Here is a 12676-nt window from a genome sequence, read left to right as displayed (position 1 = left end):
CGCCCTGGCAACAGCTTGGCCAGGGCGACGTGACAACCTAATAGAAAGCAGCCAATGCTCAGGCCGTATAGGAATTGGGGGCAAGGGCACTCGCTTCGATCTTCTCCAGCACCTGCCAGCACTGGTACAATGCCCGCGGAATGTGAAAACAGCCTTTCCATTTACCCCCCTTCAATGGGAGCAGTACCTCGCCCTGGCGGTTCAGGTAGCCGAACCACTCTCCGTATTCGGCATCGCGAAAGTGGTTGAACGTATAGTCGTGCACCTTCTGGAACCAGGTCAGGCATCGTTCATCTTTGGTAAAATAGTATCCCTTGAGCAGCGCCACCAGCGTTTCGACGTGGACCCACCAGAGCTTCTGGTCCCATTCAAGGTGCTGCGACGGATAGCCTTTGCTGTCGAGGAAATAGAAGATGCCGCCATGGGTTTTGTCCCAGCCGTACTCCAGATGCTGAAGGGTCAGCTCTTTGGCCTTTTCGATCAGTGCGGGCCTATTGAGCCGCTGCCCCAGATCCATGATGAACCACATGGCTTCGATGGCGTGTCCAGGATTCAGATGCCGCCCCTCAAAACTGTCGACTACGGAGCCATCCGGCGCCACGTTTTCGCGGATGAGCCCCAGCGATTCATCATAGAATACCTCCATCACTTCGTGGATACACTCGTCGATCAAGCCGCTCACCAGCGACGCATCGAGTAAGTGCTCCAGCTCGAGCGACAGATTGCAGAGGATCATCGGTAAGGCAAAATTCTTCAGCGGCCGCGTGCCTGCCACACTTTTATCCCAGCCCCGTTTCGGCTGATGCCGCCGATCGAGAATCTGGTGAAACGTTGTTTTGGCTATGTCGGCATGGCGATCCGTATTCGTGGCTTTGTAAAGTTGCCCAAACCCCATGGTGGCGAAACAATCCGAAAAAATGTTGTAGGGCTGCACCAATGGTTTGCCCGACCGGGTGGTCGAAAAATACCAGGACCCATCGGGAGCACGGCCGTGCTTTTCCAGGAAATCGGCCCCGTGCAGCGCCATGTCGAGCCATTCGGGCTTTTGGCTGACGAGGTTGTAGAGCATTGAAAAGGTCCATACCTGACGACCCTGTAACCAGGTAAACTTGTCCGTGTCGAAAACCGACCCATCGCGGTTGAGGCAGGTGAAATACCCGCCCTGTTCGGTATCAACAGCATGCTCCTGCCAGAAGGGAATGATATTGGTCAGTAATTCGCGCTTGTACAGGTCGGCGAACCGGTCTAAAACAGTCATGTGAAATAATGGTGTAAAATGAGAATGAGGCCTGTGTACTGGTCAGCGTCGTCAACGCGCAGGAGAGAACGGGTCGCCAGTATCCAGTTTACATTCAGTCAGTTAGTTGAGTAGGTTTTAAAAAAGTCAGGTTGCTCGGTAAGGCCTTCGTAATAGAAAAAGATTTCATGATTGAGTTTATGCAGTCGGTTTTCGCGAATCATGGCCTCCAGAAACTGACGGGTCGGCTTGTAACTTCCGACCTTGAGCAGCACCCCCGGAGCCAGGATGGGCAGTTTGTCGGCCGAAATCTGCTGGGTCGTGATTTTGTCGAGTTCATTCCGGTAGGCATCGATGTTGTACCGATACACCTGTGGGGAAATCAGATCGACCCATCCGTTCTGCACCCAGGTTGGCCAGTCCTGCAAATATTCAGTTTTTGCAAAGGGGTAAATGCTGGGGGCCATTGCAATCTGCAAAGACGGCCGGATGGCTTTCAGTTCGGTATACAGGCGTTTCGCAAACTGATTAAGCCGATCGGCCCGCCAGTTTACCCACTTCGTGTCTGTTTTCGGGTCCAGCGGTGTCGAGCCGTTCGTTTCCTGTTTGTAAGCCGCCAGTATTTCCGGATTGTAGCCACATTCGGTGGGTAGGGCCGGCAGTCGGTCGTCACCCTGAATACCGTCCAGGTCGGGGTAGTTGGTAGCCACTTCTTTCAGCAGCGACAGCATAAACTCCTGCACGTCGGGGTTGAGGGCGTTCATCCATTTGAACCCATTTTTAACCACCACCCGCCCATCCTGACCGAGCGCGGCCCATTGGGGTTTCAGCCGGAGAATGTGTTCACCGAAGCCATTGTTTTCGGCAGCAAAGCCATACTCCATCCAGGCCGATACCCGGATCGAATCGGCATGAGCCGCATCCAGCAGTTCGCGGAGCGGATCACGACCGCTGAGCGTTTCGTCGATTTCGATACCGAAGGTATTTTTCATCACACGCGAGGGGTACAACGTCCGGCCTTTGTTCCACATGACCACGAAGATGTGGTTGATGCCGTTTTGCCGACAGGTTGCTACGGCCTGCCTGATTCCGGCAGGGGTACTCAGGACCTGGCTGCCCACATTGGTGAGCCAGACACCCCGCAAATGGGTTGATACGGGTGGGCGGCCCGGACCAGCCTCGACCGCTGCCGTCTGCCTGCACTGCCCCAGTAGGGCAGGCAGGACAAACAGCAGGGTGAAAAGAACAAATTTTTGCATGAGACGTGAGCGTACGTTAACTACTTGGACAAGGTCATTACCAGCCTGAATTCTGTTTCAGAGCCTTATTTTTATCGATTTCACCCTGCGGAATCGGCCAGAGCACGTGTTTATCCACGTTCTGCCGGGTCTCGTTGCGGCTTTTAATCCGCTGGGCAATGCTGGCCGAATAATCGGGAATATCGTTCAGATCCTGCACCGACCCTTTGGCCCCGAATGACGGAATGGCCGGCACGTTGGCGGGGTTGATGGCCGCTCCGACAATAGGTCCGTTCAGTACTTCCTTGACGATCTCCCAGCGCCGGATGTCGAACAGCCGGAGTCCTTCGGTAGCAAACTCAACCGCACGCTCCCGACGCACCAGCTGCCGCAGTCTGGCCTGATCCGTTACTGTAGCCGCCGGTTGACCCGCCCGCCGACGAACCGCGTTGATCGCGTCGGTAACGGATGCGTCGATCTGGTTCTGTTCGATTTTTGCTTCGGCATACGTCAGCAGGATTTCCGCATAACGCATCAGTATAAACGGCGTCTTCAACTCCCACACGTATTGGTCGGGATCGTTGTATTTCCGCCAGACGTAACCAACGCCACCCACGGCCCCCGTGGCCCCAAACTGCCAGACGCTGTTGGATGAGGTCACAAAATCGGGGTTGCCGTTGATGACATCATAGCGCTGGGTGTTCCAGTTATAGCGAAAAATCTGGTCGCTGTGGATGTTGTAGATAAACCGCTGATTGGGGTTCTGATACGGCAGGCTGGCGGCTTTCACCATCCTGACCTCAATGGTATCGCCGGGCATGTAGAGCGTCCAGCGGAGTCGGCGATCGCGGTTACGGCTCGGATTGGCCGGGTCGTACAGGGGCGATTCATCGATCCGCTTGCCGTCAATGCATTCGAACTTATCGACCATGGCCTGGGTGGGGAAGTTGTTACTTTGGGCACCCAGGGTCTGCCGGGGCGTGTACCCAACCACCTGCCACGACGCGATATTCGGGTTCTCGGCCGGGTACATCATCTGCCCCATCACTTCGCGGCCCACGTTGGCGGTTTGTCCAGCCAGGGTGAACAGTGCCTGATAGTTGGGGTTCAGGCTGTGGTTGCCACTTTTTATGATGGTGTTGGTAGCCTCAGCCGCCGTGGCGTAATCCTTGATCAGCATGGCCAGCCGGGCTTTGATTCCGAGCGCCATGTGCTTGCTCATGCGGCCCCGTTCGGCGGGGTTCAGATCCAGCCCCGTGTAGGCTTCGTCCAGGTCTTTGTAAAGCGCGCGGGCAATTTCTTCTTTAGGCGTCTGGGTCTGCGTTTCGTACTGGTCGGGCTGGAGCGGCTGGGTGTAATATACTACGTTGCCGTACCAGGTCATCAGGTTCAGATAGGCCCAGGCCCTCAGGGTTAGCGCTTCGCCCCGCATCCGGTCGTAGCTGGCCTTACTGGTTCTGGCCTGGCCCCGTTTCATGCCCTCCAGCAGGTCGTTGGCCCGGGCAATCAGGCGGTAGCCCTGCTGCCAGCCGGTTTCAGAGATGGCGTTGCCAATCACGAAGGGCCCCTGGTTTCCCATGGCCACCAGCGATTCGGGGTCGGTTTTGCGGGAGATGATCAGATCGGTAGTACCCTCAATCCGTTTCAGGTCGGGTACGTTGCCGCGGCTGTTCCAGAAAGCCGCGTTGTAGACACCCGTCAGGCCAATCCGGATTTCGGCTTCGTTGGCGTAGAAGGTGGCACTGGAGGGGGTATCTAAAGGCTGTCGGTCCAGAAAATCCTTACAACCCAGGGCCAGGAGGGCCAGCGCAATAATCGAAACTGTCTTTTTCATGGCGATGTCTAGAATTTCAGGTTTAGGCCAACCGTATAGGTTTTCATGAGCGGGTAAAACTCAGCCGTGTTGTTGTTGATTTCGGGGTCGAATCCTTTCCAGAATGGGGTCAGGGTAAACAGGTTCTGCGCACTCACGTAGAACCGGGCCGACCCGACGCCCAGCTTGCGGATCAGGTTATCCGGTACGCGAACACCCAGGTTTACGTTTTTCAGCCGGAAGTAGGCCGAGTTCTTTACCCAGAACGACGAGTTCGTTCCGTTGACGCCGATGGCCGGCAGCAGCCGCGGGAAGGCAGCGTTGGGATTTTCGGGGGTCCAGTAATCTTTGTGAAAAGACAGCAGCGACGGGATGAAATCCCCCGCAAAGAAAGGCCAGGCTCCGGTGCCGGAGATGTAGTTTTCCTTTCTGGCAACGCCCTGCCCGAACAGATTCAGATCAAACAGCCCGTATGCCAGGTTGGCGTTGATGCTGTATTCGTAGCGGGGGAAGTTATTGCCGATAAACGTACGGTCGTCGTTGTTCACCTTGCCGTCGCCGTTCAGGTCAGCATATTTGATGTCGCCGGGCGCCGGGTTAAAAAAGTGCGTCGGGCTGCTGGCAATATCTTCTCTCGACTGAAAGTAGCCGATGGCCTGGTACCCAAAATACGACCGCAGCGCATACCCTTCGGCCGACCGGAGCAGCCCTTCGTCGATGTAAGGAACGCCGGGCAGTTCGGTTACTTTGTTTCTGACGTCCGACAATACCCCCGTTACGTCGTAGCGTAATCCGCCGATGCGGTTGCGGTACGTTGCTGAGACCTCCCAGCCCCGGTTCTCCATTTTGCCCAGGTTCAGCAACGCCGGATTCAGACCCACATAGCCCGGAATAGGCCGGCGCATCAGGATGTCCGAAATCTTGCGGACGTAGTAGTCAGCCGTAATGGTCAGTCCCTTGAGCAGTTGAAAATCGACGCCCAGGTCGAACTGGGTCGATTTTTCCCAGGTCGTACCGGCGTTGACTGCATCGGTGAGTGCCAGACCCTGGTTGATGGCGTTGTTAAAGTAATAATCGTTACCCGAGTTATAGGTACCGGCAAAGGGGTACAATTCCGGTACGCCCTGGTTCCCCAGCGTTCCGTACGACGCCCGGATTTTGGCAAACGAGATGACCGAGCTTAGGCCCGAGAAGAACTTCTCGTTGCTGAACACCCAGCCCGCCGATGCCGATGGGAAGAAGCCCCACTGCCGATTGAGCGCCTGCGAGAAGCGCGACGATCCATCGTACCGCCCGTTCACTTCAAGCAGGTATTTGTCCTGAAAGGCGTAGTTGACACGGCCGTAAAAACCGGCCAGCGCATACTCGTTGGCCCCACCCGAGTTATCGCGGTTGGCGCCACCCAGCGACAGATACGGCAATTCTTCGTTGATAAAGTCCGACCGGGACGCACTGAGGGTTCGGTTTGTCCCCTCTTCCGTCTGTGCTCCTACTAGAAACTTGATTTCGTTTTTGGTATCCCGATAGGTGTAAGTGGCCTGCGCCAGCAATGTTGTCCGGTAACTCGTGGTATCCCTTTCCGACAAAGCGTTGGTGCCGGGATAAGGCGCCACCAGGTCATAGGATCTGTTGGCTATGTTGGGGGCGTATACATTGTAGTTCTTCTGGAACCGCTTTGCATACGGATGCCACTGTTCACGGGCCGCGCTGGCTTCAATTTCCAGGGATTTGATGGGCGTGTACAGGAATGTAACCTTCCCCATCATGTTAGGCCGGGTTACTTGAAACAACCCGCTGGATTCAGCCTGGCCCAGCGGATTTCGGCGGTTCGACTGGCCCGCGTCGCCGTACATACCGTCGCCAAATTTAGCCGGTCCCGTGGCGGGCAGACCAATGGCCTGACGGATGATAAACTCGGGGGTTCCGCCAGCGGGTTCGGTCCGGGTCGACTGGTTGTAAAACAGGACAGACGTAACCCGGAATTTGTCGTTGAACCGAATATCGGGGTTGAGCCGCAGGTCGAAGCGGTTGAAGCTGTTGTTCGGAATCAACCCCTGCTGGTTCAGGTACGAGACCGAGGCAAACAGGCTGGCTTTTTCACTGCCTGCTTCGACGGTAATGTTGTGGTTCTGCATCAGACCGCTGTTGGTGAACAGCAGCTTGACCCAGTCGTTGTCAAATACTTCGAGGTTGTCGGGGGCGGTATTTTTGTATTTGTCGATTAACGCCTGCGAAAACACGAACGCGTTGGGATTACCAGTCTGGTTGCGCTGGGCCACGTTACTAAGTTCCATGTGTTCAACGGCGCTGACCTTTTCGGGAATGTTGGTGGCTTCCTGTTTGGTGACAAACACATTATATCCGACCTTAATCCCACCGGTGCCACCCCGTTTGGTTCTAACGAGAACAACCCCGTTGGCAGCCCGCGACCCATAAATAGCCGTAGACGCAGCATCTTTCAGTACGGTTATACTCTCGATGGCATTGGCATCTACGTTATCCAGACTCGATACAATCCCATCGATCAGAATAAGCGGAGCCTGGCTGGAGAAGATGGACCCGATACCCCGGATCCGGATGGCGGGCGAGTCGGCACCGGGTTTACCCGACCCCTGAAACACGGATACCCCGGGGGCCAGGCCCTGCAGCAGGTTGCTGGTGGTGCCCACCTGCCGTTTCAGCAGATCGGCCGACTTCAGCTGGGTGACGGCCCCGGTCAGGTTAGCCTTCTTCTGCACCCCGTAGCCCACTACGACAACCTCGGATAAGGTGCGGTCGTTGGGCCGGAGCCGAATGGTCAGCTCTTCGGTACCGGCCACAACTTCGGCGTTGTCATACCCAATACTGGAAACAATCAGGGTAACCCCCTTGTCGACAACCAGCGAGAAGTTGCCCGATGCGTCGGTGGAGGTTCCTTTGGTGGTGCCCTTAACGGCCACGTTAGCACCCACTACGGCTTCGTTGGTCTCGCCGTCGTTGATTTTACCTTTAATCGTGATCGACTGAGCCATGGCCGTGGCCCATCCGATCGTCAGCAGGATGAGTGGTAGAATTCGTTTCATTGGGAGTATTAGGTAAAGGACTATTGACTGGATTTGATGCAAACATATTCTTTTTAAATAAATTACTAAAACTTTTATTAATTTTTTATATAAGTTTATTTGGATGTACCGGATTTATTCAGACTTTTGTTTCGTCCTTTACCTGAAAAGTGCTCAATTCTTATGCGTAGCTGGTTACTCTCGTGCGTACTCCTGTTGCTCTCCTGGGGGGCTAACTCCCAGAGCCGGAGCCAGGCAACGACCCGTATCTTACTGATCCCGCTCGACGAACGACCGCCCTGCCTGCAGTATCCGGTACAGATGGGTAAGATTGGCGATGTGGAGGTCGTTGCGCCCCCCCGCCACCTGCTGGGCCGGTTTACCGAAGTCGGACAGTCCGACGAAATCATCCGCTGGTTGCGGGCGCAGTCGCTGAGCCGCTTCGATGCCGCCATTATTTCGGTCGATATGCTGGCCTACGGGGGTCTGGTAGGATCGCGGATTCACGGGGTTCCGGCCCAGAAAGCCCTCGACCGGGTTCAGATTGTACGCGAGCTACGCCGTAAAGCCCCCGGGCTCAAAATCTACGGCTCCAGCGTAATCATGCGGCTGGCGCCCACCGCCGACGGCAAAAACGAGGGGTACCGCGAAAAACTGGCCAGGTGGGCCGAGGTGTCGCCCGATACGAACCTGCGGGACCAGACCCGCCAGCTCGAACAAGCCATTCCGTCAGCAGCCCTGGCCGATTATAAACAGGCCCGGCTGCGCAACCTGCAGGTCAATCAGTTTGCCATCGGGCTGGCCCGGGAAAAGGTGTTCGATTACCTGATCGTGTCGCAGGACGATGCGAAACCCCGCGGGGTGCATATCCGCGATCGGGAAAACCTGACAAACACGGTAAAACAGGCAAACCTAACCGCGCAGGTCGCTATTCAGCCCGGGGCCGACGAGGTATCCATGCTGCTGCTGGCGCGGGCCATGACCGACCGCTATAACTACCATCCCCGCATCAAAGCCATCTATTCGTCCGAAACGGCCGCCCATACGGTGATGCCGTTTGAAGACCGGCCCTTGCGGCAAACGGTCAGTTTTCATCTGAATGCCGTTGGCGCCCGCGAAGTGAACGACCCCGGCGAGGCTGATCTGCTGTACTATGTATTCGCATCCCGCTTTGACGCTGGTAGCGCCCGCCAGTTTGCCGATCAGATCATTCGCAGCCCGGACAAGGGAATCATTATTGCCGACGTTGATCCCAAAGGGGATGTACAGGGAGGAGATATTCCATTTACGGAAGCCCTGAAAGAGGCATCGGTATTTGCCCGAACCTACGGTTATGCCTGCTGGAACACCGCCGGTAACACCATCGGCACCGCTCTGCCCCATGGTATCCTGGCGGGTGTATCGCGGGTGGTGGCCCAATCGAAACCAGCTGCTGCGCCCCGCATGAATCAGGCGCAGGTGTGGTTTATGCTGAACCGACTCCTCGACGATTACACCTACCATTCCCTGGTGCGGCCCGAGGCCAACAAACGATGCCGGGCCAGTCAATGGAACCCGAACCGACTGACCGCTGAACAGACCAGGACCATTGAAGCCTATTGTCTGACCGAACTGCAGCCGATAGCCACCCGGACAGCCGCTGGTTTTTTCCCGAAAACCAGTGGTCAGCGCTGTACGATCACCAACCTGCGTTTCGATCTACCCTGGGACCGCACCTTTGAAGCCGAAATTGATTTCGATCTGAAACTGACCAAGTAATATAACCCGTTCGATGACAGAAGTGCAGTAGCCCGCCTACTCATCGTCTACCCTTACTCACGCCTATGATAGCCATTGGTTTACTGATCATATTCCTGGTGTTTGCCACCCTGATGTTCCTGCGGAAGATGCCGGCGCTGATCGCGCTGCCCGCTATGGCCGTACTCATCGCCGTACTCGCCCGGCTTGGCGCTACCGACATCCTGAACGAGATTGTGGCGGGTGGTGCGGTGAAGCTGGCGCCTGTCTACGTGGCGGTCTTTGCCGGAGCCATGATGGGTCGGGTCCTAATCCAGACCGGTATTGCCGAGGAAATCATTAAGCGAGCCGCTGAGTTCGGGGGCGAACGCCCACTGGTAGTGGCTTTCGGGCTGATGCTGGTAACGGCCATCCTTTTTACGACCCTGCAGGGGTTGGGAGCCATCATCACGGTAGGATCGCTGGTGCTGCCGATCATGATGAGTCTGGGCATTCCGCGCAAGCTGGCGGGGGTGCTGTTTCTGCTCGCTTTTGCCACCGGCTTTATATTCAACCCCATCCTGTTTACCCTGTACCGGCAACTGTTGCAATTGCAGGACAATCAGCCGATGCCGCCGGAGGTGCTACAATTCGCCTTTATCATGCTGGGGCTGATGGTTGTATTCGTAATTGCCTACGCCCTGATTGCCGCCAAACGGTCGGGGGAGGTGTTGCTGCTCTCGGCGGTAGTGGCTGATCGGGTAACCCAGTCCGAAACAACCCGTCCCGTAAAACGCAAGACCGTCCGGCCCATCGCGCTGCTGACCCCCATTGTGCCCCTCGTTCTGTTCATCGGCTTCAACGCCTTCGGCATCAAACTCGACTTCATCGCGGCTTTCCTGATCGGTTCGCTCTACGGGGTCGTCACAACCAATCTGGGCACGGCCATCCAGACGCTGACAGCCTCGGCCATCAAGGGGATTGAAGATGGCGCTCCGGCGGCTATTCTGATGATGGGCATCGGTATGCTGCTCAACGCGCTGAATCTGGGGCCCATCAAAACGGCGCTCGAACCCCTGATCGTGTCGCTCCCGTTTCAGTCGGCCCTCTTTTACGTCGCTTTCTTCGGACTGCTGTCGCCCCTGTCGCTCTACCGGGGGCCGCTCAATATTTTCGGGATCGGCATTGGCTTGTTCACGATCATGTTCGGCACGGGCATCCTTCCGGCGCTGGCGTTGCTGGCGGCCATTATCTGTGTGGTTCAGGTACAGAACATCTGCGACCCAACCAACACCCACAACGTATGGATCGCCAATTTCGTCGGGGTTCCGGTCGAAGGGCTCACCAAGGAAACCCTGCTACCGGCCATGGCCGTCTGCTTGCTGGGATTGATCATAGCCGTTGTGCTGTTTTTCTAAAACTACCCCAACCGAGGCTGTAGCCGCTACTGGCTGAGCCTGATTACCAACGAGACGACTAACTCCCATGAAACGACAAGTACGGGTAGGCATTGATGTTGGCGGAACGTTCACCGACGTTGTGGTTGTCGATCACACCACGCGCGAGGTCATATCCCAATTGAAGGTTCCCACCACCCACCACGCTACCGAGGGCGTTGCGCTGGGTATCATTAACGCCATCGCCCGCGCGCTGGCCGAACTGGCCGTTGATCCCGAAGACGTTGTGTTCATTGCCCATTCAACGACACAGGCTACCAATGCCCTGCTCGAAGGCGACGTGGCCAAAGTCGGCATCATCGGCATAGGTAGTGGCTGGGAGGCCTTTAAGGCAAAGTCGGATACGAACGTACCGGCCATTGAACTGGCGCCCAGCCGCTGGCTCCAGACCGAACACGTTTTCTGCCAGGGCCGGGAGCTGACCGGCGATTATGTTGACCGACAGGTCGAAACGTTTCGGCAGAAAGGGGTCGAGGTGATCGTCGCATCCGAAGCGTTCGGGGTAGATCAGGACGAAAACGAAATCTTCGTCAGCGAACGGGCCCGGAAAGCGGGATTGCTAGCCACCAGCGGCCACGATGTGTCTACCCTCTACGGCCTGCGCACCCGCACCCGTACGGCCGTGATAAACGGAGCCATTCTGCCCAAAATGATTCACACCGCCACCATGACCGACGAGTGTGTGAAGAAAGCCGGCATCACAGCCCCGCTGATGATCATGCGGTCAGACGGCGGGGTTATGAGCGTCGATGAAGTGCATCGCCGACCCATCATGACCATGCTGTCGGGGCCGGCTGCGGGCATTGCCGGCGCACTCATGCACGAGCGGGTATCCGACGGTATTTTTATTGAAGTAGGCGGTACCAGCGCCGATATTTCGGTCATCCGCGATGGTCAGCCACAGACCAAAAACGCCCGGGTGGGCGGCCATCGAACCTACCTCAACACCCTCGACGTACGAACCCTTGCCATTGCCGGTGGCAGCATGATTCGGGAGTCGGACGGCAAACTCGTGGATGTGGGAACCCGGTCGGCGCACATCGCCGGTTTGTCCTACGCCTGTTTTCAGACGCCCGAACGCTTTATCGACGCCCGGCTGGTACACCTGCGCCCGACCGAGAAAGATGCCGACGACTATACAGCCATCGAAACAACCGACGGCCAGCGCTTTGCCCTGACACCTACCTGCGCGGCCAACCTGCTCGGCATCATTCCGGACACGGCGTTTGCGAAAGGCAACACCGAAGCGGCCCGACTGGCGTTCAAACCCCTGGCCGATAAACTAGGCAAGACCGAGCTGGAAACCGCCCGGCTGGTGCTCGACATATCGTGCCAGAAGGTAGCCCGCCAGCTCGAGGAACTCATCACCGAATACCACCTCGACCGGAACACCGTCGAGTTGATCGGGGGTGGGGGCGGTGCTGCATCGCTGGTACTCTTCACGGGCCAGCTGATGAACCTGCCCGCGCGACTGGCCAGGAAAGCCGAAGTCATTTCAACCATCGGGGTAGCTCTGGCCATGGTGCGGGATACCGTAGAACGCAACCTGGTCGACCCCACGCCCGAGGATATCCTGGCTGTCCGGCGCGAAGCAACCGAGGCCGTTATGAAAGTCGGGGCCCTGCCCGAAACCATCGAAGTACAGATTGAAGTAGATACGCGCCGAAATCTGGTACGGGCCACCGCCTTCGGCACCACCGAACTGCGCAAGGAAGACAACGCCAAAGCCAGTACGCCTGACCTCTGCCGGGCGTCGGCGGCTCGTTCCCTACAGGTCGACGAAGGGGAGGTCAGGCTGTTGGGTCAGACCAGCGGTTTGTATGTGTTCGGTGTGGAGCGGGAATCCAGTCCGTTTTTTGGTTTGTTTAAAAAGCGTCAGCTGGCCGTCCGAATTACCGATAAAACGGGAGTGGTTCGGCTACAGCGAACCCAGGCGGGTGTGTATGTGACAGACATACGGCAGGTAGCCGCTGAACTGGACCAGGTCATAACTAATTTGACAGATTTTGGCGATGCCGGCCGGAGCCTGCCCGACATTCACCTGCTGGCCGGTAGCCGCATCATCAACCTCTCAGGCCTGGCCGAGCTGGAACAGGTCCTGGCCCTGGCCCAGACCGAACTTGAAAACCGGCCCGGCGACGAACCCATTGTGATTATAGCCTCCAGAAAGTAGC

Annotated in this window: 7 protein-coding genes; 3 read left to right on the top strand and 4 right to left on the bottom strand. The window is 56.9% G+C overall.

Features of this window, described 5'->3' with window-relative positions; all coding sequences use genetic code 11:
• Positions 1–58: 58 nt before the first annotated feature.
• The 4 genes from B1C80_RS19725 to B1C80_RS19710 form a co-directional block, all read right to left on the bottom strand.
• Positions 59–1258 (bottom strand): AGE family epimerase/isomerase, encoded by a 1200-nt coding sequence (locus tag B1C80_RS19725; protein ID WP_077922934.1) that lies wholly within the window; start codon positions 1256–1258, stop codon positions 59–61.
• A 98-nt stretch (positions 1259–1356) separates the two neighbouring features.
• Entirely contained in the window at positions 1357–2496 is a 1140-nt protein-coding gene (locus B1C80_RS19720; RefSeq protein WP_077922933.1) for a glycoside hydrolase family 10 protein, read from the bottom strand.
• Between the two features lie 37 nt (positions 2497–2533).
• Complete coding sequence (locus tag B1C80_RS19715) at positions 2534–4309, bottom strand: RagB/SusD family nutrient uptake outer membrane protein (protein WP_077922932.1); 1776 nt, start codon at positions 4307–4309, stop codon at positions 2534–2536.
• 8 nt (positions 4310–4317) lie between these two features.
• On the bottom strand, positions 4318–7350 hold the full coding sequence (locus tag B1C80_RS19710; protein ID WP_077922931.1) for a TonB-dependent receptor: 3033 nt from the start codon (positions 7348–7350) through the stop codon (positions 4318–4320).
• A 162-nt stretch (positions 7351–7512) separates the two neighbouring features.
• Between B1C80_RS19710 and B1C80_RS19705 the strand changes: the two genes are divergently transcribed.
• The 3 genes from B1C80_RS19705 to B1C80_RS19695 all read left to right on the top strand — a co-directional run bounded on the left by B1C80_RS19705 (position 7513) and on the right by B1C80_RS19695 (position 12675).
• Positions 7513–9087, top strand: coding sequence for a DUF4127 family protein (locus tag B1C80_RS19705; protein WP_077922930.1), 1575 nt, complete (start codon positions 7513–7515; stop codon positions 9085–9087).
• Between the two features lie 65 nt (positions 9088–9152).
• Positions 9153–10463 (top strand): citrate transporter, encoded by a 1311-nt coding sequence (locus B1C80_RS19700; protein WP_077922929.1) that lies wholly within the window; start codon positions 9153–9155, stop codon positions 10461–10463.
• Between the two features lie 67 nt (positions 10464–10530).
• Positions 10531–12675 (top strand): hydantoinase/oxoprolinase family protein, encoded by a 2145-nt coding sequence (locus B1C80_RS19695; protein WP_077922928.1) that lies wholly within the window; start codon positions 10531–10533, stop codon positions 12673–12675.
• Position 12676: the final 1 nt, after the last annotated feature.

It is taken from the genome of Spirosoma sp. 209, assembly GCF_002006735.1.
In the GTDB taxonomy this organism is placed as follows: domain Bacteria; phylum Bacteroidota; class Bacteroidia; order Cytophagales; family Spirosomataceae; genus Spirosoma; species Spirosoma sordidisoli.
The sequence above is the reverse complement of the archived record's forward strand: the minus strand, read 5'-3'. Positions and strand labels throughout refer to the sequence as shown.